Origin of the sequence: Streptomyces mirabilis, from assembly GCF_039503195.1 — a bacterium.
Lineage (GTDB): Bacteria > Actinomycetota > Actinomycetes > Streptomycetales > Streptomycetaceae > Streptomyces > Streptomyces mirabilis_D.
Window position 1 is genome coordinate 3,094,871 of sequence record NZ_JBCJKP010000001.1, and the last position, 21,959, is coordinate 3,116,829.

Annotated in this window: 21 protein-coding genes; 8 read left to right on the top strand and 13 right to left on the bottom strand. The window is 70.5% G+C overall.

Annotated features, from left to right (window positions below):
• Window positions 1–103: 103 nt before the first annotated feature.
• From hisF to hisD, 8 genes are read right to left on the bottom strand one after another with little or no spacing between them, the layout of a single operon-like run.
• A complete protein-coding gene (hisF, locus tag AAFF41_RS14670) occupies window positions 104–859 on the bottom strand; it encodes an imidazole glycerol phosphate synthase subunit HisF (RefSeq protein ID WP_319748333.1) in 756 nt (251 codons plus the stop codon).
• Window positions 856–1,269 carry a RidA family protein gene (locus AAFF41_RS14675; protein ID WP_319748334.1) on the bottom strand — a complete coding sequence of 138 codons (414 nt, stop codon included), beginning with the start codon at window positions 1,267–1,269 and terminating at the stop codon, window positions 856–858. Before AAFF41_RS14675 ends, hisF begins: the two co-directional genes overlap by 4 nt.
• A complete protein-coding gene (gene priA, locus AAFF41_RS14680) occupies window positions 1,266–1,991 on the bottom strand; it encodes a bifunctional 1-(5-phosphoribosyl)-5-((5-phosphoribosylamino)methylideneamino)imidazole-4-carboxamide isomerase/phosphoribosylanthranilate isomerase PriA (RefSeq protein WP_075026365.1) in 726 nt (241 codons plus the stop codon). Before priA ends, AAFF41_RS14675 begins: the two co-directional genes overlap by 4 nt.
• Window positions 1,988–2,635 carry an imidazole glycerol phosphate synthase subunit HisH gene (hisH, locus tag AAFF41_RS14685; RefSeq protein WP_319748335.1) on the bottom strand — a complete coding sequence of 216 codons (648 nt, stop codon included), beginning with the start codon at window positions 2,633–2,635 and terminating at the stop codon, window positions 1,988–1,990. The genes priA and hisH overlap by 4 nt, the downstream gene beginning before the upstream one ends.
• Window positions 2,626–2,790, bottom strand: a complete 165-nt coding sequence (locus tag AAFF41_RS14690) for a hypothetical protein (protein WP_054231464.1) — start codon at window positions 2,788–2,790, stop codon at window positions 2,626–2,628. Before AAFF41_RS14690 ends, hisH begins: the two co-directional genes overlap by 10 nt.
• 4 nt (window positions 2,791–2,794) lie before the next feature.
• Window positions 2,795–3,388: an imidazoleglycerol-phosphate dehydratase HisB gene (hisB, locus tag AAFF41_RS14695; protein ID WP_054217455.1), complete on the bottom strand. Its 594-nt coding sequence runs from the start codon at window positions 3,386–3,388 to the stop codon at window positions 2,795–2,797.
• A complete protein-coding gene (locus AAFF41_RS14700) occupies window positions 3,385–4,491 on the bottom strand; it encodes a histidinol-phosphate transaminase (RefSeq protein ID WP_319748336.1) in 1,107 nt (368 codons plus the stop codon). The genes hisB and AAFF41_RS14700 overlap by 4 nt, the downstream gene beginning before the upstream one ends.
• Window positions 4,488–5,813: a histidinol dehydrogenase gene (hisD, locus tag AAFF41_RS14705; RefSeq protein ID WP_319748337.1), complete on the bottom strand. Its 1,326-nt coding sequence runs from the start codon at window positions 5,811–5,813 to the stop codon at window positions 4,488–4,490. The genes AAFF41_RS14700 and hisD overlap by 4 nt, the downstream gene beginning before the upstream one ends.
• A 174-nt stretch (window positions 5,814–5,987) precedes the next feature.
• Between hisD and AAFF41_RS14710 the strand changes: the two genes are divergently transcribed.
• The 4 genes from AAFF41_RS14710 to ybaK all read left to right on the top strand — a co-directional run bounded on the left by AAFF41_RS14710 (window position 5,988) and on the right by ybaK (window position 10,037).
• Entirely contained in the window at window positions 5,988–7,565 is a 1,578-nt protein-coding gene (locus AAFF41_RS14710) for an oxidoreductase (protein ID WP_319748338.1), read from the top strand.
• 171 nt (window positions 7,566–7,736) lie between these two features.
• Window positions 7,737–8,768: a hypothetical protein gene (locus AAFF41_RS14715; RefSeq protein WP_388411832.1), complete on the top strand. Its 1,032-nt coding sequence runs from the start codon at window positions 7,737–7,739 to the stop codon at window positions 8,766–8,768.
• Between the two features lie 11 nt (window positions 8,769–8,779).
• The gene (locus AAFF41_RS14720; RefSeq protein WP_319748339.1) at window positions 8,780–9,520 is read left to right on the top strand and encodes an LON peptidase substrate-binding domain-containing protein; all 741 of its coding nucleotides are present in this window, start codon (window positions 8,780–8,782) and stop codon (window positions 9,518–9,520) included.
• 13 nt (window positions 9,521–9,533) lie between these two features.
• Window positions 9,534–10,037 (top strand): Cys-tRNA(Pro) deacylase, encoded by a 504-nt coding sequence (gene ybaK / locus AAFF41_RS14725; protein WP_054231469.1) that lies wholly within the window; start codon window positions 9,534–9,536, stop codon window positions 10,035–10,037.
• Window positions 10,038–10,458: 421 nt separating this feature from the next.
• On the opposite strand, the gene AAFF41_RS14730 is transcribed toward ybaK, so the two are convergent.
• The 4 genes from AAFF41_RS14730 to AAFF41_RS14745 form a co-directional block, all read right to left on the bottom strand.
• Window positions 10,459–11,124 (bottom strand): AAA family ATPase, encoded by a 666-nt coding sequence (locus AAFF41_RS14730; RefSeq protein WP_319748340.1) that lies wholly within the window; start codon window positions 11,122–11,124, stop codon window positions 10,459–10,461.
• Window positions 11,125–11,158: 34 nt separating this feature from the next.
• On the bottom strand, window positions 11,159–11,980 hold the full coding sequence (locus tag AAFF41_RS14735) for an ABC transporter permease (protein ID WP_319748341.1): 822 nt from the start codon (window positions 11,978–11,980) through the stop codon (window positions 11,159–11,161).
• A gap of 151 nt (window positions 11,981–12,131) precedes the next feature.
• Entirely contained in the window at window positions 12,132–13,154 is a 1,023-nt protein-coding gene (locus AAFF41_RS14740; protein WP_179858139.1) for an ABC transporter ATP-binding protein, read from the bottom strand.
• A 167-nt stretch (window positions 13,155–13,321) separates the two neighbouring features.
• Window positions 13,322–14,539, bottom strand: coding sequence for an NYN domain-containing protein (locus AAFF41_RS14745; RefSeq protein WP_319748342.1), 1,218 nt, complete (start codon window positions 14,537–14,539; stop codon window positions 13,322–13,324).
• 234 nt (window positions 14,540–14,773) lie between these two features.
• Here AAFF41_RS14745 and AAFF41_RS14750 point away from each other — a divergent pair, with 234 nt between their 5' ends.
• Window positions 14,774–14,950, top strand: coding sequence for a hypothetical protein (locus AAFF41_RS14750; RefSeq protein ID WP_319748343.1), 177 nt, complete (start codon window positions 14,774–14,776; stop codon window positions 14,948–14,950).
• Window positions 14,951–15,053: 103 nt separating this feature from the next.
• Here the strand turns inward: AAFF41_RS14750 and dnaE are convergent, their stop codons facing one another.
• A complete protein-coding gene (dnaE, locus tag AAFF41_RS14755) occupies window positions 15,054–18,593 on the bottom strand; it encodes a DNA polymerase III subunit alpha (RefSeq protein WP_319748344.1) in 3,540 nt (1,179 codons plus the stop codon).
• Window positions 18,594–18,862: 269 nt separating this feature from the next.
• Between dnaE and AAFF41_RS14760 the strand changes: the two genes are divergently transcribed.
• The 3 genes from AAFF41_RS14760 (at window position 18,863) to AAFF41_RS14770 (ending at window position 21,889) form a co-directional block, all read left to right on the top strand.
• Window positions 18,863–20,206, top strand: coding sequence for a DUF2252 domain-containing protein (locus tag AAFF41_RS14760; protein ID WP_319748345.1), 1,344 nt, complete (start codon window positions 18,863–18,865; stop codon window positions 20,204–20,206).
• A 92-nt stretch (window positions 20,207–20,298) separates the two neighbouring features.
• The gene (locus AAFF41_RS14765) at window positions 20,299–20,985 is read left to right on the top strand and encodes a hypothetical protein (protein WP_319748346.1); all 687 of its coding nucleotides are present in this window, start codon (window positions 20,299–20,301) and stop codon (window positions 20,983–20,985) included.
• Between the two features lie 94 nt (window positions 20,986–21,079).
• Window positions 21,080–21,889 carry a thioredoxin domain-containing protein gene (locus tag AAFF41_RS14770; protein ID WP_343324058.1) on the top strand — a complete coding sequence of 270 codons (810 nt, stop codon included), beginning with the start codon at window positions 21,080–21,082 and terminating at the stop codon, window positions 21,887–21,889.
• Window positions 21,890–21,959 lie beyond the last annotated feature (70 nt).

Consider the following 21,959-nt stretch of genomic DNA (forward strand, 5'->3'; position numbering starts at 1 on the left):
CAACAGATTTTGCGCAACTTATCTTTCGCATCTGCCCACAAGTGAGCCCCGGCCACCCGGTGACCGGGGCTCGGCGCACTGCCTGCACCGCCGACGTCCGCCGTCAGCGGACGGGGCGCCCCGCCCCCCGCAACGCCTCCTTCACCTGGCCGATCCGCAGATCCCCGAAGTGGAAGACGGACGCGGCGAGCACGGCGTCGGCGCCCGCGGCGATGGCGGGCGGGAAGTCGGCGAGCCGGCCCGCGCCCCCGCTGGCGATGAGCGGCACGGTGACGTGCTTACGGACGGCCTCGATCATCTCGATGTCGTAGCCGTCCTTCGTGCCGTCCGCGTCCATCGAGTTGAGCAGGATCTCGCCCGCGCCCAGCTCGGCGGCCTGGTGCGCCCACTCGACCGCGTCGATGCCGGTGCCCTTGCGCCCGCCGTGGGTGGTGACCTCGAAGGACCCCCCGGGAGTGCGCCTGGCGTCCACCGACAGCACCAGCACCTGGCGTCCGAACCGCTCCGCGATCTCCCGGATGAGCTCGGGCCGGGCGATCGCGGCCGTGTTGACCCCGACCTTGTCGGCGCCCGCCCGCAGCAGCTTGTCGACGTCCTCGGCGGTGCGTACGCCGCCACCCACGGTGAGCGGGATGAAGACCTGCTCGGCCGTGCGGCGCACCACGTCGTACGTGGTCTCGCGGTTGCCCGAGGACGCGGTGATGTCCAGGAACGTCAGCTCGTCGGCGCCCTCGGCGTCGTACACCTTGGCCATCTCGACGGGGTCGCCCGCGTCACGCAGGTTCTGGAAGTTGACACCCTTGACGACCCGGCCGTTGTCCACGTCCAGGCAGGGGATGACTCGTACGGCAAGGGTCATGCTGCGGACACTCCGTCTTCTCCGCCGGAGCGGAACGCCTCCACCTCGACCTCGACGACCAGTCGCGAGTCCACGAAGCCGGAGACGATGATCATGGACGCGGCGGGACGGACGGCGTCGAACAGCTCCTTGTGGGCGCGTCCGACCTCCTCCACGTCCCGGGCGTGGGTGATGTACATGCGCGTACGGACGACGTCGTCACGGCCGAGGCCGAGCTGCTGCAACGCGGCGAACGCGGCGTTGAAGGAGTTGACCGCCTGTTCGTACGGGCCGCCGTCGACGATCGCTCCGTCGATCACGGAGGTGCAGCCGGCGACCAGCACCAGGCCGTTCGGCAGCTCCACGGCGCGGGAGTAGCCGAAGGCGTCCTCCCAGGGCGCGCCGGTCGTGACACGTCGTACGTCGCTCACTTGGCTACCGCCTCCAAGGCCTCTTCCAGGGTGAACGCCTTGGCGTAGAGGGCCTTGCCGACGATGGAGCCCTCGACGCCCAGCGGCACGAGCTCGGCGATGGCGCGCAGGTCGTCCAGGGAGGACACCCCGCCCGACGCGACCACCGGGCGGTCCGTCGCGGCGCACACCTTGCGCAGCAGCTCCAGGTTCGGGCCCTGCAGCGTGCCGTCCTTGGCGATGTCCGTGACGACATAGCGGGCGCAGCCCTCGGCGTTGAGGCGCTCCAGCGTCTCGTAGAGGTCACCGCCGTCGCGGGTCCAGCCGCGACCGCGCAGTGTCGTGCCGCGTACGTCGAGACCGACCGCGATCTTGTCGCCGTGCTCGGCGATGACCTTGGCGACCCACTCCGGGGTCTCCAGGGCGGCGGTGCCGAGGTTGACCCGGGTGCAGCCGGTGGCGAGGGCCGCGGCGAGCGTGTCGTCGTCGCGGATGCCGCCGGACAGCTCGACCTTGATGTCCATGGCGCCGGCGACCTCGGCGATCAGCTTGCGGTTGTCGCCGGTGCCGAACGCGGCGTCCAGGTCGACGAGGTGCAGCCACTCGGCACCCGAGCTCTGCCAGGCGAGGGCGGCCTCAAGGGGGGAGCCGTAAGAAGTTTCCGTCCCGGACTCGCCGTGCACGAGCCGGACGGCCTGGCCGTCGCGGACGTCGACGGCGGGGAGGAGTTCGAGCTTGCTCACAGTGTTCCGATCCAGTTGGTGAGGAGCTGGGCTCCGGCGTCGCCGGACTTCTCGGGGTGGAACTGCGTGGCCCACAGGGGGCCGTTCTCGACGGCCGCCACGAACGGCTTGCCGTGCGTCGACCAGGTCACCAGGGGGGCGCGCAGCGCCGGGTTGCCCACTTCCAGGGACCAGTCGTGGACGGCGTAGGAGTGCACGAAGTAGAAGCGCGCGTCGGCGTCGAGGCCCGCGAAGAGCCGGGAGCCGGCCGGGGCCTCGACGGTGTTCCAGCCCATGTGGGGCACGATGTCGGCCTGGAGCGGCTCGACCGTGCCGGGCCACTCGTCGAGGCCCTCGGTCTCCACGCCGTGCTCGATGCCGCGCGCGAAGAGGATCTGCATACCGACGCAGATGCCCATCACCGGGCGGCCGCCGGACAGACGGCGGCCGATGATCCAGTCGCCGCGGGCGTCCTTGAGGCCCTTCATGCAGGCGGCGAAGGCGCCGACGCCGGGCACCAGCAGCCCGTCCGCGTTCATGGCCTTGTCGAAGTCACGCGTTATCTCGACCTCGGCGCCCGCCCGCGCGAGGGCACGCTCGGCGGAACGCACGTTCCCGAAGCCGTAATCGAAGACGACGACGTTCTTAGGAGCGGTCAATTCCACACCTCCAGCCTCATGACGCCCGCGATCAGACACATCGCGGCGCCGATGGAGAGCAGCACGATGAGACTCGCGGGCATCTTCTGCTTGACGAAGGAGTAGACACCGCCCAGGAGGAAGAGCCCGACGACGATGAGGATGGTGTTGAGGCCTGTCATGGCTTTACAGCGCGCCCTTCGTGGAGGGGAGGATGCCGGCGGCGCGGGGGTCGCGCTCGGAGGCGTACCGCAGCGCCCTGGCGAGCGCCTTGAACTGGCACTCCACGATGTGGTGCGCGTTGCGCCCGTAGGGCACGTGCACGTGCAGTGCGATCTGCGCCTGGGCGACGAAGGACTCCAGGATGTGCCGGGTCATCGTCGTGTCGTACTCGCCGATCATCGGCGCCATGTTCTCGGGCTCGGTGTGCACGAGGTACGGGCGGCCCGACAGGTCGACGGTCACCTGGGCGAGGGACTCGTCCAGCGGGACCGTGCAGTTGCCGAAGCGGTAGATGCCCACCTTGTCGCCGAGTGCCTGCTTGAAGGCGGCGCCGAGCGCGAGGGCGGTGTCCTCGATGGTGTGGTGCGAGTCGATGTGCAGGTCGCCCTCGGTCTTCACGGTCAGGTCGAACAGACCGTGCCGGCCGAGCTGGTCGAGCATGTGGTCGTAGAAGCCGACGCCCGTCGACACCTCGACCTTGCCGGACCCGTCGAGATCGATCTCGACGAGGACCGACGTCTCCTTGGTCGTCCGCTCCACTCTTCCGACGCGGCTCATGCGCTCTGCTCCTTCTTCAACTCACGGACCGCGTCCAGGAACGCGTCGTTTTCGGCCGGGGTGCCGGCGGAGACCCGCAGCCATCCCGGTACGCCGTTGTCCCGGACCAGGACGCCCCGGTCGAGGATCTTCTGCCAGGCCTCGTGGGAGTCCGCGAACCGCCCGAACTGGACGAAGTTCGCGTCGGACTCGGTCACCTCGTACCCCATCGCACGCAGTTCGGCGACCAGGCGGTCCCGCTCGGCCTTCAGCTGCTCGACGTACCCGAGCAGCGTGTCGGTGTGCTCCAGGGCGGCCAGGGCGGTGGCCTGCGCGACGGCCGACAGGTGGTAGGGCAGCCGTACGAGCTGGACCGCGTCGACGACCGCGGGATGCGCGGCGAGATAGCCGAGACGCAGTCCGGCCGCGCCGAACGCCTTCGACATCGTCCGCGACACGACGAGATTCGGCCGGCCTTCGATCAGCGGCAGCAGCGAGTCGCCGTGGCTGAACTCGATGTACGCCTCGTCGACCACGACCATGGACGGCCTGGCGGCCTGCGCGGCCTCGTACAGCGCGAGGACCGTCTCGCGCGGCACCGCGTTGCCCGTGGGGTTGTTGGGGGTGGTGATGAAGACGACGTCCGGGCGGCTCTCGGCGATGGCCCGCTCGGCGGCGGCCCGGTCGATCGTGAAGTCCTCGCCGCGGGGACCCGAGATCCAGGCCGTGCCGGTGCCGCGTGCGATGAGCGCGTGCATCGAGTACGAGGGCTCGAAACCGATCGCCGTACGACCGGGTCCGCCGAAGGTCTGCAGCAGCTGCTGGATGACCTCGTTCGAGCCGTTGGCCGCCCAGACGTTCTCGACGCCGACCCGGTGCCCGCCGGTCCTCGTCAGGTACTTGGCCAACTCCGTACGGAGCTCCACCGCGTCGCGGTCGGGGTAGCGGTTGAGGTTGCGGGCGGCCTCGCGGACCCGCTCGGCGATCCGCTCGACGAGCGCTTCGGGCAGCGGGTACGGGTTCTCGTTGGTGTTCAGCCTTACCGGCACGTCGAGTTGGGGCGCGCCGTAGGGGGACTTGCCGCGCAGCTCGTCCCGTACGGGAAGATCGTCGATACCGGTCACTTGCTCTCTGGAACCTTCCACCCGAAACGAGCCTTGATCGCCGCCCCGTGGGCCGGCAGGTCCTCCGCCTCCGCGAGCGTCACCACGTGGTGCGCCACCTCGGCGAGGGCGTCGCGCGTGTAGTCCACGATGTGGATCCCGCGCAGGAAGGACTGGACGCTCAGCCCCGAGGAGTGGCAGGCGCAGCCGCCGGTGGGCAGCACGTGGTTGGAGCCCGCGCAGTAGTCGCCCAGCGACACCGGCGCCCAGGCGCCGACGAAGATCGCGCCCGCGTTCTTGACCCGGTCGGCGACGGCGGCAGCGTCCGCCGTCTGGATCTCCAGGTGCTCGGCGCCGTACGCGTCGACGACCCGCAGGCCTTCGTCCACGCCGTCGACGAGGACGATCGCGGACTGCCTGCCGCTCAGCGCGGGGACGATCCGGTCCTCGATGTGCTTGGTGGCCGCGACCTGTGGCTCCAGCTCCTTCTCGACCGCCTCCGCCAGCTCGACGGAGTCCGTGACGAGGACGGCGGCGGCGAGCGGGTCGTGCTCGGCCTGGCTGATCAGGTCGGAGGCCACGTGCACCGGGTCGGCGGTCTCGTCCGCGAGGATCGCGATCTCGGTGGGACCGGCCTCGGTGTCGATGCCGATCTTGCCCGTGAAGTAGCGCTTGGCGGCGGCGACCCAGATGTTGCCGGGCCCGGTGACCATGTCGGCCGGGGCGCAGGACTCGGTTCCGTGCGCGAACATCGCGACGGCCTGGGCGCCGCCGACCGCGTACACCTCGTCGATGCCGAGGAGGGAGCAGGCGGCGAGGATCGTGGGGTGCGGGAGCCCCCCGAACTCTTTTTGCGGCGGGGAGGCGAGCGCCATGGAGGCGACTCCGGCCTCCTGTGCCGGAACCGCGTTCATGATCACGGACGAGGGGTAGACCGAACGTCCACCGGGCGCGTACAGACCGACGCGCTCGACCGGCACCCACTTCTCGGTGACCGAGCCGCCCGGCACGACCTGCGTGGTGTGCGCGGTGCGGCGCTGCTCGCGGTGGACCAGGCGGGCGCGGCGGATGGACTCCTCCAGGGCCGCGCGCACGGCCGGGTCGAGCTGCTCCAGGGCCTCGGTGAGGGCCTGAGCCGGAACCCGTACGGATTCCAGCCGCACCCCGTCGAATTTCTCCGCGTAGTCGATCAGCGCCGCGTCGCCACGATGATGCACGGCCTCGCAGATCGGACGCACCTTCTCCAGGGCGGCCGATACGTCGAAGTCGGCTCGGGGCAGCAGGTCGCGCAGGGCGGAGCCCTCGGGGAGGGCGTCGCCGCGCAGATCGATTCGGGAGATCACGGTCCCAATTCTCTCAGACGGCGATAAGGCGCCGGACGCCTGTATCAATGGCTGATACAAGCCGTCCCAGGCTCCCCCTGGAGATCCCCGTCACCAATAGCGTTCGGCCCGTCACACAGCGGGCATGAACGGCTGTACGAAACCCGCGAGTAGCTGGGGAGGGAGGGACGTGACGTGACCGAGGGTGCCGGCGTCCGCGGTGGGGACCTGCCGGACGAGCTGACCGCCGCCGAGGCCGGGATGTGGCAGGCCTTCCGCAACGGCAGCGTGTACGACCTGCGCAGCGGGGACATGACCGTGGACGATCCGCACGGCGGCCATCCCTGGGGGCCCGAGCGCAGTGTCCGGGCCCGGATCGTGGCATGGCTGCTGCTCGACGGGCCGCCCGCCCTCCAGGGCCGGGTCGCCTCCCTGAAGCTGACCGGCGTGCAGATCACGGACGTCCTCGACCTCGCGGGCGGCACGGTGGTGCCGTACGTCGAGCTGAAGGGCTGCCGGTTCGAGAAGGAGATCCTGCTGCCGGAGGCGCACTTCACGACCGTACGTCTGGTCAACTGCTCGATGCCGCGCCTGGAGGCGGCCCGGGTGCACACCGAGGGCGATCTGCATCTGCCCCGCTGCCGCTTCCACAACGGGGTGCGGCTGACCGACGCGCACATCGGTACGGATCTGCTGCTCAACCAGGCCGTGGTCTACCGGGACCGCCGCGGCCGCTCGCTCACCGGCGACGGCATGACCGTGGGGCAGGATCTGCAGGCCGAGATGCTGGAGTCGCACGGCGAGCTGAGCCTGCGCGGCGCCACCGTCGGCGTCTCGCTCAGCCTGCGCGGCAGCAAGCTGAACAACCCGTACTCGCGGCTGGCCCTGAACGCCCCCCAGCTGACCGTCAACCGCACGCTGTACATGACCCCCGCGGGCCTCGGCAATCCCCTGCTGACCAGCGGCACCACCCCGGCGCGCGGGACGCTGGTGCAGCGTTTCGAGTGTCATGGCGGGATCCGCCTCGACGACGGACGGTTCGGGGACGCCCTCGACTTCGAGCGGGCCCGTTTCACCTTCGACGACGACCAGGAACTGTCCCTGCTGCGGGTGCAGACGCCCGAGCTGCGCTTCCTCGGGGAGCGTCCCGAGCGGGGCAAGGTGGTCCTGTCGGGCGCGCGGATCGTCAATCTCGTCGACCGGGCCGACAGCTGGCCGGGCCCGGGCAACCTCCACATGGGGGGCTTCAGCTACGAGAACCTCGTACCGCAGGGCGGCTTCCCGCTGACCCGGCGCCTGGAATGGGTGGCGGCGGCGACCGCGGAGTACAGCCCGGAGCCGTACGAGCGGCTGGCCACCGTGCTGCGCGACTCCGGGGAGGACGAGGACGCGCGCGAGGTGCTGCTCGCCAAGCAGCGCCGCCGCCGCGAGACCCTGCCGCTCGCGGCCAAGCTGTGGGGGTACGCGCAGGACTGGACGGTCGCCTACGGGTACCGGCCCGGCCGGGCCGCGCTGTGGATGGCGGTGCTCTGGGCGGCGTCCTCGATCGCCTTCTCGCACGCGACCCACACTCCGGCGAACGGCGGGCATCCGCCGTGGAACGCCGCACTGTTCGCCCTCGACCTGCTGCTGCCGGTGATCGACCTCGGCCAGGTGGGCGTCTGGCAGCTGCGCGGCGCCTGGCAGTGGCTGGCCGCGGTGGTGATCCTCCTGGGCTGGATCCTGGCGACGACGGTGGCGGCGGGGGCGACGCGGCTGCTGCGCCGCAGCTGAGCGGCCCGGCGAGGCCTGATGGGGAGGCATCCGGCCATGCTGTTGACAGGTGTTCAATAGTAGAACAACAGTCACTTTTTACTCATCCTTGACCATCTGACATACAACCAAACGAGGGTTACGAAAGTGTCACCGCCCACCCTCTGGTACAGCTCCGACCTGCGTCTTTCAATGGTCGACACCATGGCACTGCTGCGCGCGTTCATCCGTACGGCCCGGATGGTCAAGAACACTTCGCGCCTCGCCGCCGGACTGCCCGCCGACGACGAGGTCCTGCTGGACGCCCCGGACGAACGGCTGGCCCCTGCCCTCGTCGCGGCGGCCCGCGGTGAGTACGACATCGCCGCCAAACTGCTCGCCGCCACCCGCGAGGCCGCCGAGTGGGAGAACCGCGACCGGTACGCGCGGCGCCTCGCCGTCTTCGCGCGCACCCGCGACGAATGGCTCCAGACCTGGCAGAGCGAGTCCCCGCACGACCCGGACGCGCTCCTGGTCAAGGCCGAGCTCGCGGTGCGCCGCTGGTGGGAGTCGCCCGCCCGCGCCGAGCTGCTGCGCGAGGTCGGCCCGCTGATCGGCGCCGCCGCCGAGGGCGACCCGCGCGACCCGGTGCCCTGGCGGATCGCGCTCGACCACGCCCGTGGCACCAACGCCGGGCACACCGAGTTCGAGAAGCTGTGGACCGAGGCCGTACGCCGCTCCCCGCACCACTACGGCTGCCATGTGGCCGCCCTGAAGTACCTGTCGGCCGCCTGGTACGGCTCGCACCGCGAGTGCTTCGACTTCGCCGAGCGGGCCGCGCAGGACGCGCTGCCCGGCTCACTCGTACAGGCGCTTCCGGTGCGCGCGGCCTTCGCCTATCTGACCGAGGGCGGCCGGGCCGTCATCTCGCGCGAGCGGCTCGACGAGGCGGCCGACCTCGCGATCGCGGTCTCGGCGGCCTACGCGCCCGCCGACCCGTGGCCGGCGGAGGTGCGCAACCTCCTCACCTACGTCCTGATCAGGCTGGAGCGCTGGCAGGACGCCCTGGACCAGCTCCGTCTGATCGGCCCGTACGCGACCTCGTTCCCCTGGGACCGGGTCTCCGACGACCCGCTGGGCCAGTTCCTGGAACTGCGCGACGGAGTCCGCCTGGAGGTCGCCTCGATCATCCCCCTCCATCCACGGAGTGAGCACGGCGGACGTGCCCGCTCCGGCGACCATTAGGCTTTCGCGTCGTGACCACCGTCCGGCTCCCGCTCTTCCCCCTGAACTCGGTACTGTTCCCGGGTCTCGTGCTTCCCCTGAACATTTTCGAGGAGCGCTATCGCGCCATGATGCGCGAACTGCTGAAGACCCCCGAGGACGAACCGCGCCGGTTCGCCGTCGTCGCCATCCGCGACGGCCACGAGGTCGCGCACACCGCACCCGGCATGCCGGACCAGACGGCGCTGCCGCAGCGCGGTCCCGCGGCCGGGTTCGGCGACGACCCGCTCAAGGCCTTCCACGAGGTGGGCTGCGTCGCGGACGCGGCCACCATCCGGGAGCGCGCCGACGGCAGTTTCGAGGTACTGGCCACCGGCACCACGCGGGTACGGCTCCTGTCGGTGGACGCCTCCGGCGCGTTCCTGACGGCCGAACTGGAGGAACTTCCGGAGGAACCCGGCGAGGAGGCCGGCGCGCTCGCCGAGGGCGTCCTGCGGGCCTTCCGCCAGTACCAGAAGCGGCTGGCGGGCGCCCGCGAACGCTCGCTGTCCACCGGCGCGGACCTGCCGGACGACCCGGCGGTGGTCTCCTACCTGGTGGCGGCCGCCGTGATGCTCGACATCCCCGCCAAACAGAAGCTGCTCCAGGCTCCCGACACGGCCACCCGCCTGCACGAAGAGCTGAAACTCCTGCGCGCCGAGACCGCCATCATCCGTAATCTGCCGTCGTTGCCGGCGGCGGAACTGACGCGCAACCCGACAAGTCTCAACTGAAGGCCCCGACACCTTGGCGAAGAAGTCGAAGAAGCAGCAGCAGTCCGGGGGCACGCCCGCGACGGTGGCCCTGACGGCGGCGGGTGTCGCGTACACGGTCCACGCCTACGAGCACGACCCCGCGCACCCCTCCTACGGCGAGGAGGCCGCCGAGGCGATGGGTGTCTCCCCGGACCGCGTCTTCAAGACCCTGGTCGCGGACGTGGACGGCTCCCTCGTGGTCGCCGTGGTCCCCGTCGCGGGCTCCCTGGACCTGAAGGCCCTGGCCACGGCGGTGGGCGGCAAGCGCGCCGCCATGGCCGACCCGGCGGCCGCCGAGCGCACCACGGGCTACGTCCGCGGCGGCATCTCCCCCCTGGGCCAGCGCAAGAGACTCCGTACGGTCCTGGACGCCTCGGCCCACCACCACGCCACGATCTGCGTCTCGGCCGGCCGCCGGGGCCTTGAGGTGGAGCTCGCCCCCGACGACCTGGCGCACCTCACGGAAGCGGTGTCCGCGCCGGTCGCCCGTGCGTGAACCCTCGACGGATGCGTCGTCGTGCGTTAAGCACGAGAGGCATGTCGAAACGAACCCGCAAACGCAAGTGGCGCACGAAGAAGGGCCGCTCGAACCACGGCCACCGACCTCCATGACCCACGCGCCCGGCCCCCTGGAGTCGCTGGGCTGACGGCCGGTGGGGGCTGAGCGCGCAGTTCCCCCGCCCCCAGGGCGGGGCTCCGCCCCGCATCTCCGGTCCGCCCCGCATCTTCAGCCCGTCCGGCGTGTGAGGACGAGGCCGTTCGGGCCGATGCGGGGGCCCAGGGGGCGCAGTGCCCCGGGCGGGGGTGAGGGGGCGGAGCCCCTGAGGATGATGCGGGTCCCCCTGCTCGAGCGAAGCCGAGAGCTTGGGGGAGGGCAGGGGCGGCGGGGGCGAGGAAAGGCGGCCCGTGCCCCCCGTTCAGGCCGTCGGAGGCTGCGGTGGGTTCGGAGCCCCGTACGGGCTCGCGTAGGGATCCGGGTCCCGGGGACCGAACAACGCGGTCAGGCCGAGATGAACCACCAGCCCCGCCAGGGACCACGCCAGCAACGCCCCCTTCGCCCCGAGCTTCAACGGCGCGGAGAACGTCACCCCCTTGCCCACTTGCTTGGCATGGGCGACCACGTTCTGCGTCGGCCCGAGCCAGATCCCGATCCGCCAGGCGAGCAGCGACCCGAGCAGACCCCCCACCGCCAGCGCGACAACGAGCGGCACACCCCCACGCCGCCGCACCAGAAACACCACCACCGCACTGACCGCACCGAACGCCAGCGCGAGCAGCGTGAACGTCCCGTCGACCCCGATGGCCTGCTCACCCTCGGTGTCCTTCAGATACACCGCGCTGTCGTCCGCGATCAGCGGCACATGCGGCGCCAGCCACCACCACAGCACACCGAGCAGCACGCCCGCGAGCACCATCGCCACCGTGACGACGGCGGCGTCCCGCACTTCGATCTTCATCCCGGGCCCGTCCTGTTCGTACCCGACGGTCCCCGCGACACCCCCGGCGGGCGGAGCCTGCCAGACGTGGGCGTCGTCGGAGGGCGGTTGATGCGGCGGCGGAGGCGGAGTCAGCGGTGCGGTCACACTGACATCGTGCCAGGCCCGGCTGTCAGCCGCGTCACCGGACGGCCGCCCGGCGGTACGCCCAGGTCGCCACCGCCAGCGAGGCCACCCCGACACCCGCGCAGACGGCGAGGTCACCGACGACGAAGGCCCAGTCGGGGTGCGCCCCGAAGCTCCGCGCGAAGGCCTCGACGCCGTAGGTGGAGGGCAGCAGATCACGGCCGTACTGCACCACCGTAGGCAGCCGGTCCGCCGGCAGCACTCCGAGCAACAGCGCCGCCGACATCCCCAACTGTCCGAGCAGCGTGGCGAGTTCGGGCCGAGGCGCAAGCAGTCCGAGCGCCGCCCCGAGCCCGGCGAGCGCGGCGCCCGCGAGCGGGATCACCGCGACGAGCACCCACAGATGCGCCATCGGCAACCCGAAGAGGACACAGCCGACGACGGCGGTGACCACGGTCCCGGGCACGGTGAAGGAGGCGTACGCGCCCGCGGCACCGAGCACGACGGCGGCCGGCGGCACCGGCAGGGTCGCGTAGTGGTCGAGCCCGCCGCCGGCCCGCAGCTGTCCGAAGTACTGGGCCAGCAGGTTGAGCCCGACGAAGGCGACGACCAGGACCGACGCCCCGGCCACGATGGACCGGGCCTCGCCCCCGCCGTCCACCACGCCACGCATCATGACCATGATGCCGACGGACTGGACCGTGGCCACGAACAGCAGCGGAATCCGCGCCACGCGCGCGCGGGAGATCTGGGCCCGGTACATGGCGGCGAGGGAGGGCCACAGCCGCGCCCGCGGCCCGAGTTCGGCGGCGTCACCGGCGTCCTCGGCCACGGACAGCGCACTGCCCGGCAGCGCCTCAGCGGGTACGACACTCACGTCGAGCTGCTCCTCTTCACTCCGGCAGCCGTCCTGTTCCTGTTTCCGACGCCGATTCCCACGCCGCTTCCCCCACCCACGACGCCCCTCCCCGTGCGTACAGACTCCCCTGTCCGTACAGACTCCCCTACGGATTCCAGACCCCGCGCGCTCACGCCTTCACCAACCCCTGCGCATTGCCGCCGAGCGCGAGGTACACGTCCTCCAGGCTCGGCGTGGCCAGCGTGAAGTCGTCGAGCGCGGCGAACGCGGCGCCTCCGGTGACCGTGGCGACGGCCGCGCGGGCCTCCTCCGGGGCGAGCCGCAGGGTCCAGCGGCGGCCCGACTCGACGGCCCGGGCGCGCAGCGCGGCGACCTCGGGCACGTCCAGCGGGGCGCTCTCGCGCCAGACGAGTTCGACCCGCACCTCTCCCGCGACCCGCTCCTTCAGCCCGGCCGGCGTGTCGCAGGCGATGACGCGGCCCCGGTCGAGGACGGCGACCCGGTCGAGGACGGTCTCGGCCTCGATGACGTTGTGGGTGACCAGCAGCACGGTGGCGCCGTGCTCGGCCCGGCGCCGGTCGACGGCGGACCACACGGCCCGCCGGGCCACGGGGTCCATGCCGGTGGTCGGCTCGTCGAGGACGAGCAGCGGCCGCCGCCCGACCAGAGCGGCTGCGAAGCAGGCCAGCCGCCGCTGTCCGCCGGACAGCTTCTTCAGGGGGCGGGAGGCGATCGGGGTGAGGCCCAGCTCGTCGAGCACGGCGTCCCGCTCGGCCCGCGCCTCGCGCAGTTCGAGCCCGCGCAGCCGCCCGGTCGTCTCGGCGGCCAGCGACACGGTCAGCTCGTCGAGGGCGGTGGACTCCTGTCCGAGGTAGGCGAGGATGCGCGCCGCCCGCTCGGGGTGACGCACGATGTCGTGTCCGAGGATCTCGACACTGCCGCTGTCGGGGCGCATGAGCCCGGTCAGCTGGCGTACGAGGGTGGACTTCCCGGCGCCGTTCGGCCCGAGCAGGCCGAAGATCTCGCCACGCCGGATGTCCAGCCGTACCCCGTCGGTGGCCCGCACCTCGGGCGTACCGGGGCTGCCACGGCGTCCGCGGACCGCCGGGTAGGTCTTGGTCAGCGCGCGCACCGAGCACACCACATCGCCCCTGTGCCCGTTCCGGACTGCCTGTGCCGTGCGCGTACTCACGAAGGACGAGCCTACGGGGTCCGATGCCCCGTTATACGCCCGGGGCCCTCGCCTCAGCCGGTCCACGAGCCGTCCTGGACCGCGTCTCGAAGGTCTGGCGCGCCGAAAAAGCGCCCCCACCCACCCGCACCCGAGCAGCACGCCCGGGGTTCGGCGGCTCCCCCGGCTCACTCCCCGGCAGGGGCATGCTCCGCCGCCGTACGCACATCGATCTCCCGCCAGAACCCTGCCCTGATCGCGTACCGGTCGTGCTCGTCGATCTGGTCGTCCTTGTGGGCGAGCAGCCCGAAGCGCGCGGCGTAACGCAGCAGCTCGCCGTCCACGCGGTGCGGTACCCGCGGGTACATCGTGGACAGCTTCTGCAGGTGGCTCGGGTCGGTGAGCCGCTCCATCCAGCGGCGCGCGAAGACCTGCCCCACCTCGTACGGATCGCCGCCGACCGTGGTGATGTCCTCCTCACGGTCGGCCCAGCGCTGCTCGGCGGAGGTGAGCTGGGCGAGCGTGGGCAGCGCGGCGGCCTCCGTGGACTCCGCCGCGCCCCCGGGGCGTTCGATCCACCCCTTGTCGGACGACCACCGCAGCGTCGCGCTCGCGGGGTGCTGGGGGGCCTGGACGCCCGGTGCGCGCAGTGCGGCGAGGTCCTTCGGCGTGGGCACGCCCTTGGGGGCGGGAACCCGCTCCTCGGCCCCGTTCTGCGACTCGGCGACGGGGCTGTGCTCCGCGGCCTCGGAGGGCCGCTCGGCCGTACCGGCGAGCGAGGAGTCGGGCAGCGGCGCGGAGAGGATCGCGGCGATCTCGGGGCGCGGCACGGGCTGCGGCGCGCAGATCCCGCCGAGGTCCTTGGCCCGTACGGCCTTGGTGATCCACGCCCGGTCCAGCACCCGGCGCTCGTCGGCCTCGGCGACCAGGTCCTCGGACTGGTTGTAGTCGCCGTCCGCGGCCTGCACGGCCCACAGGTGTACGGCGACGCCGTGCTCCTTGGCGGCCATCATGCCCGGCAGCAGGTCCCCGTCGCCGGTCACCAGGACCACGTCGGAGCAGGCGCGGTTGCGAGCCAGCTCGGTCAGCTCGGCGTGCATGGCGGCGTCGACGCCCTTCTGCGCCCACCGCCCGTCGCTGCGGGTCAGCGCGCCGAGGCGCACCGTGACGCGTGGCATCACGCGCAGCCGGCGGTGCTCCGGTTGCGGTACGCGGTCGGGGGCGCCGTCGAACCAGTAGATGCGCAGCAGGGGCCGCTCCGTGTCGGACTCGGCGCGCTCGCGCAGGCCCTGGATGAGGGCGGCGTGGTCGACGGTGATCCGGGATCGCGAAGGCTCCCCGGCGAGGAGACTGGCAGCAGCCCCGAGCAGATACCCGGCGTCCACCAGGACGATGCAGCGGTCCACGCGGTCCACCCTCTTTCCGGTTCCGGGAGGTTTGCTTCGGGCTTGCTTCGAGTCTGCCCGACGGCGCGGAGGTTAACGGCCCGAACTCGATCTTCGGCGTGGCGAATCGGGGGATAACGCTCCGACAGGGCTTATTACGCACGGTAATTCTCCGAAATGCACTGCTTGTCAGGCTATGTGAATGTGAATCTGGATCCGGCCCTGACCCCTAGGGCCCCACAGGAGGCAATCACCATGGCCAAGAACAAGAACCGCAAGCAGGGCGGCCAGCAGGACCGCTCCTCGCAGGCCGAGCGTGCGCAGGAGCAGGCGCAGCGGTCCTCGACGGAGGCTCACACGCCGATGTCGCAGGCCCAGGGCAGCCCCGCGGACATCGCCCGCAAGCACCAGAAGCGCTTCGGCCACAACTGAGGCCATGCGTAAGGGCTGTCGAAGCCCAGGCACACACCGAGGGGCGCACCCGGAAACGGATGCGCCCCTCGCGTACATCATCTGATCCTGTCGGCTGATCCCGTCAGCCCGCGAGGCAGGACGGGCCCAGCAGCACCTTCAAGTCGCCGAACAGCGCCGGATCCGGCTTCACCCGGTGCCGGTCGAGCCGCAGCACGGTGGTCTTGCGCGGGCCCTGGAGCCTGATGCGCACCTCGCTCTCGCCCTTGTGGTGGCTGAGGATCTCGCCGAGGCGGCTCACCATCGGCGGGGTGACCTTCAGCGCCGGGATCGTGAGGATCACGGGCGCGTTGGTGCCCGCGTTCGACAGGTCGGGGACCTGAAGCTCCATCGCGACCAGCCGCGGCACGTCCTCGCGCTTGTCGAGGCGGCCCTTGACGAAGACGACCGCGTCCTCGACGAGTTGGGTCGACACCAGCTGGTACGTCGCCGGGAAGAACATGCACTCGATGGAACCGGCCAGGTCCTCCACCGTGGCGATCGCCCAGGCGTTGCCCTGCTTGGTCATCTTGCGCTGGAGGCCCGAGATGATGCCGCCGATGGTGACGACCGCGCCGTCCGCGTGCTCACCTCCGGTGAGCTGGGAGATGCCCGCGTCGGCCTTGTCGGACAGCACGTGCTCCAGGCCGAAGAGCGGGTGGTCGGAGACGTACAGACCGAGCATCTCCCGCTCCTGGGCGAGCAGATAGGCCTTGTCCCACTCGTCGGTGGTGAACTCGACGTCGAGTCCGAAGCCGGGCTCGCTGGTGTCCTCGTCGCCCATGCCGCCGAAAAGGTCGAACTGACCCTCGGCCTCCTTGCGCTTGACCTGCACCACGTTGTCGATCATCGGCTCGAACTGCGCGGTGAGGCCCTTGCGGGTGTGCCCCATGGTGTCGAACGCGCCCGCCTTGATCAGCGATTCCGTGGTGCGCTTGTTGCAGGCGACGGCCTCGACCTTGTCGAGGTAGTCCGGGAAGGAGGCGTACTTCCCCTTGGCCTTGCGGCTCTTGATGATCGACTCGACGACGTTCGTGCCGACGTTGCGGACGGCGGAGAGGCCGAAGAGGATCACGTCGTCGCCCTGGGCGGCGAAGTTCTGCTCCGACTCGTTGACGTTGGGCGGCAGCACCTTGATGCCCATGCGCCGGCACTCGTTCAGATAGATCGCGGACTTGTCCTTGTCGTCCTTGACCGAGGTGAGCAGGCCCGCCATGTACTCGGCGGGGTAGTTCGCCTTCAGGTAGGCGGTCCAGTACGAGACCAGTCCGTACGCGGCCGAGTGGGCCTTGTTGAAGGCGTAGCCGGCGAAGGGCACCAGCACGTCCCACAGGGCCTGGATCGCCTCGGCGCTGTAGCCCTTCTTCTGGGCACCCTCCTGGAAGAGGACGAAGTTCTTGGCCAGCTCGTCGGGCTTCTTCTTGCCCATCACGCGGCGCAGGATGTCGGCCTCGCCGAGCGAGTACCCGGCGATGATCTGGGCGGCCTTCTGCACCTGCTCCTGGTACACGATCAGGCCGTAGGTGACCGCCAGGACCTCCTGGAGGGGCTCCTCCAGCTCCTTGTGGATCGGCGTGATCTCCTGCAGGCCGTTCTTGCGGAGCGCGTAGTTCGTGTGGGAGTCCATGCCCATCGGGCCGGGACGGTAGAGCGCCGAGACGGCGGAGATGTCTTCGAAGTTGTCGGGCTTCATCAGGCGCAGCAGCGAGCGCATGGGGCCGCCGTCGAACTGGAAGACTCCGAGGGTCTCGCCGCGCTGGAGCAGTTCGAAGGTCGTCGGATCGTCGAGCGGGAGGGCCAGCAGGTCGAGGTCGACGCCCTTGTTGGACTTCACCATCTTGACGGCGTCGTCCATGATCGTCAGGTTGCGCAGGCCGAGGAAGTCCATCTTCAGCAGGCCGAGCGACTCGCACTGCGGGTAGTCCCACTGCGTGATGGTCACCCCGTCGGTGTGCCGCACCCAGACCGGGGCGTGGTCGACGATGGGCTCGCTGGACATGATCACACCGGCGGCGTGCACGCCCATCTGCCGGACCAGGCCCTCGACGCCCTTGGCGGTGTCGATGACCTTCTTCACGTCCGGCTCGTTCTCGTACATCGCGCGGATCTCGCCGGCCTCGCTGTAGCGCGGGTGCGAGGAGTCGGTGATGCCGCTGAGGTCGATGCCCTTGCCGAGAACGTCGGCGGGCATCGCCTTGGTGAGGCGGTCGCCCATGGCGTACGGGTAGCCCAGGACGCGCGCGGAGTCCTTGATGGCGTTCTTCGCCTTGATCTTTCCGTAGGTGCCGATCATGGCGACCTTGTCGGCGCCGTACTTCTCGGTCACGTACCTGATCACCTCGACGCGCCTGCGCTCGTCGAAGTCGATGTCGACGTCGGGCATGGAGACACGCTCGGGGTTCAGGAACCGCTCGAAGATCAGACCGTGCGGGATCGGGTCGAGGTCGGTGATGCCCATGGCGTACGCGACGATCGAACCGGCCGCCGAGCCACGGCCCGGGCCCACGGCGATGCCCTGCTTCTTGGCCCACATGATGAAGTCGGCGACGACGAGGAAGTACCCCGGGAACCCCATCTGGATGATGACGTCCATCTCGTACTCGGCCTGCTTCTGGCGGTCCTCGGGGACGCCGCCGGGGAAGCGGCGCTCCATGCCGAGGCGCACCTCCTCCTGGAACCAGGTGACCTCGGTGTACCCCTCGGGGATGTCGAACTTCGGCATGAGGTTCTTCGCCTCGAACATGCCGGCGGTGTCGATCTGCTCGGCCACGAGGAGGGTGTTGGCGCAGCCCTGCTGCCAGGCGTCCGAGGAGTCGACGGCGTACATCTCGTCCGTGGACTTCAGGTAGTAGCCGGTGCCGTCGAAGCGGAAGCGGTCCGGGTCGGAGAGGTTCTTGCCGGTCTGGATGCACAGCAGGGCGTCGTGGGCGGTCGCCTCGTGCGCGTACGTGTAGTGCGAGTCGTTCGTCACCAGGGGCGGGATGCCGAGCTTCTTGCCGATCTCCAGGAGTCCGTCACGGACCCGGCGCTCGATCTCGATGCCGTGGTCCATCAGCTCCAGGAAGTAGCGGTCCTTGCCGAAGATGTCCTGGTACTCGGCGGCCGACTTCAGGGCCTCGTCGTACTGGCCGAGGCGCAGGCGGGTCTGGAGCTCGCCGGAGGGGCAGCCGGTGGAGGCGATGAGCCCCTCGGACCACTGGGAGATGGTCTCCTTGTCCATCCGGGGCCACTTCTGGAGCCAGCCCTCGGCGTACGCGTCCGAGGAGAGCTTGAAGAGGTTGTGCAGGCCGGTCCGGTTCGCCGCCCAGATCGTCTTGTGCGTGTAACCACCCGAACCGGACACGTCGTCGCGCTTCTGGTGCGGCTGGCCCCACTGGATCTTGCGCTTGTTGCGCCGGGACTCCGGGGCGACGTACGCCTCGATGCCGATGATCGGTGTGACGCCCGCCTTCTTCGCCGTGTGGAAGAAGTCGTAGGCCCCGTGAAGGTTGCCATGGTCACTCATGGCGATGTGCGTCATGCCCATCTCATTGCAGGCGTTGAACATGTCCTTGAGCCGCGCGGCACCGTCCAGCAGCGAGTACTGGGTGTGGACGTGCAGGTGCGTGAACGGCGGCTTTGACACGGCTTCGGCCTCCAAGGAGAACAATCGTCGACAGGCTGCGGACAGTCTGGGGGACAGCGTCGAAGTCTATGACGCGCCACTGACACTCCGCGGCCGATCACCCGTACCTTCATCCGGGGCGCGGGGCACGCGCGCGTACCGTTCGTCCCCGGCGCGCGGGCACTCCCGCGTACCGTCGTCCGTTGGGAGAGGACGGAAGCAACCGTCCCGGCGGACGGACACGTCCTTCCCCCATGTCAAGCACCACCTGCACCAGGAGGCACCCAGCGATGTCGGTCCCGCAGCTCAGCGCCGAGCAACGCGGCGAGCAGATCCTCGCCGTCTTCGACACCGCCTTCGGCGAGCTCCTGGCCGCCGACCCGGCCGCGTTCCGCGTCAAGTTCCGCAAGATGGCGGCCTCCGCCTTCGCGTTCTACCGGGGCACGGCGGGTCTCTTCTACCACGACCTCACCGCGGAGATCGGGTTCGGGCCGAGGCGCGGCGGACCATACCTGGACGAGCGCACCTCCCGCGTGTGGATCCACGGCGACCTGCACGCCGAGAACTTCGGCACGTACATGGACGCCAACGGCCGCCTGATCTTCAACGTGAACGACTTCGACGAGGCGTACGTCGGCCCCTTCACCTGGGACCTCAAGCGATTCGCCGCCTCCGTGGCCCTCATCGGGTACGCGAAGGCGCTCAGTGACGACCAGATCACCGAGCTGGTCAAGGTGTACGCGGCGGCCTACCGCGAGCGCATCCACGCCCTGGCCACCGGCGCCAAGAGCGACGAGGTGCCGCCCTTCACCCTGGACACGGCCGAGGGCCCGCTCCTGGACGCGCTGCGTGACGCCCGCTCGCTGACCCGCTTCGGGCTGCTCGACTCGATGACCGAGATCCGCGACTTCGAGCGCCGCTTCGCGCCCGGCGGCGGCTCCATCGAGCTCGACGCGGCCACCCGCTACAAGGTGCTCGCGGCCTTCGACGGCTACCTGGAGACGCTCCCCGAGTCCTCCCTGGCCCGCCCGGACTCCTACCGGGTGAAGGACGTCGTCGGCCGCCGCGGCATCGGCATCGGCTCCGCCGGGCTGCCTTCGTACAACATCCTTCTGGAGGGCAACAGCGACGCCCTGGAGAACGATGTCGTGATCTACATCAAGCAGGCCCAGACCCCGGCCGTCTCCCGGCACATCACGGACTCCTCGATCCGCGAGTACTTCCAGCATGAGGGCCACCGCACGGTGATCTCCCAGCGCGCCCTGCAGGCGCACGCCGACCCGTGGCTGGGCTGGACCGAGCTGGACGGCGCCGGCCAACTGGTCGCCGAGGTCTCGCCGTACGCGGTGGACCTGGACTGGGGCGACATCGACGACCCGGAGGAGATCGCCTCGGTCGTCGCCGACCTCGGCCGGGCCACGGCCACCATGCACGCCGCGGCCGACGACGAGAGCGGCCACTCGGAGCTGGTCCCGTTCTCCACCGAGCGGGCCATCGACGCGGCGATCGCCGCCGACGAGGACGGCTTCTCGGACCTCCTGGTGGACTTCGCGCACAGCTACGGCGCACGCGCGCGTGCCGACCACCAGATCTTCGTCGACCTGTTCCGCAACGGCCGGATCCCGGGCCTGTAGGCACCCCGGACGACGTACCCACAACGCTCCCGTAACACATAGGAACCCTTTAGGGGGCCCTTACGGGAGCACGTGGGACACTCGGCTCCGCTATGGACATACCCGGGACCCAGCTCAGAGCCGTGCGCGCGGCACTGTTCACGGCTGTCGTCGTGACGCTCTCCACCGCGTCGCACGTACTGCTGTCCCGTGTCCCGCTGCCGCTGGGCACCATGGCGGCGATCGCCGCGGCCGTCTTCGTCATCGCGTACGCGCTGGCGGGCCGCGAGCGCGGCTTCGGCCGGATCGCCGCCCTGCTCATCCCGCTGGAGCTGACCGCCGACACCGTGTTCACCACGGGCCAGCACGTCTGTTACGGCAGGGCGGGCGGCCCCGTCGCGGGCCCGCTGCGCTCGGTCGGCTTCGACGTGCTGTGCGGCGGCGGCAGCGTGGGCACCCCGCTGGCCCACGTGACCGGCGGCAGCGGCGACCGTGCCGCCACCCTGCTCGCGCAGACCGACCCGGCCGCCGCCTGGCTGCTGCTCGCCGCCCATGTCAGCGTCGGGCTGCTCGCGTCCGCCTGGCTGCGCCGCGGCGACCGCGCCCTGGACCAGGTGCTGCGCGCTGTGGCCGCGGCCACCTTCCGGCCCCTGCTGATCGCGGTCGCCGCGGTGACCGTACGGCTCGCCCCGGTACGCCGGCTGCCGCGCCCCGCGCGCCGGAGCGCGGGCGCCCGCACCCGCCTGTTCGTGCACTCCCTGGGACGGCGTGGACCGCCGCTCTCGGCCGCTTTCGCCTGAGCCATCGCTTCTGCGCGACAGCCCTTGAGCACCGGCAGTCCCCCATACGTATTCCGCGTACGACGTGTACGCGTCCCCCATGGAGATCACCCACATGAGCAAGCGAAACAGCCAGGCGGCGAAGACGGCGGCCCGCGAGAAGCTGCGCCTCGAGCGCGAGCGCCAGGCCAAGCGCGACAAGGTCAAGCGCCAGGCCATCGTGGCCGGCTCCATCGTCGCCGTCCTCGCGATAGCCGGCGGCGTCGGCTACGCGGTCGTGCAGAACAACAAGCCGAGCTACTGGGCGGGCCTGAAGGACGCCAAGGTCGTCGCCCCGGCCAACACCACCGGCACCAAGGGCACCACCGTCGTCATCGGCAAGAGCACCGCCAGGAAGACCCTCAAGATCTACGAGGACCCGCGCTGCCCGGTCTGCGCCCAGTTCGAGCAGACCGTCGGCTCGACCGTGAAGAAGGACATCGACGACGGCACGTTCAAGTTCCAGTACGTCGGCGCCACGTTCATCGACGACAAGGACAACGGCCAGGGCTCCAAGAACGCGCTGAGCGCCCTGGGCGCCGCGCTGAACGTCAGTTCCGAGGCGTTCCTCGAGTACAAGACCGCGCTGTACTCGACGAAGTGGCACCCGGACGAGACGACCGACAAGTTCAAGGACGACGCCTACCTCCTCAAGGTCGCCGACACCGTTCCCGCGTTGAAGGGCAACACCGCGTTCCAGAACGCGGTGAAGAAGGGCACCTACGACGCCTGGGCGATGGCCATGTCGAAGACCTTCGACGACAACAAGGAGGGCGTGACCGGCACCCCGGGCTTCGTCATGGACGGCAAGCAGCTCAACGGCGGCACCCCGCTCCTGACGGTGGCCGACTTCGACAAGGTGGTGGACGCGGCTCTCAAGGGCTGACGCCGACGGGGAATCCGGCCTCCGCGTGAAGAGTGGGCGAACTTTCGAGGTTCGCCCGCTCTCGCACGTA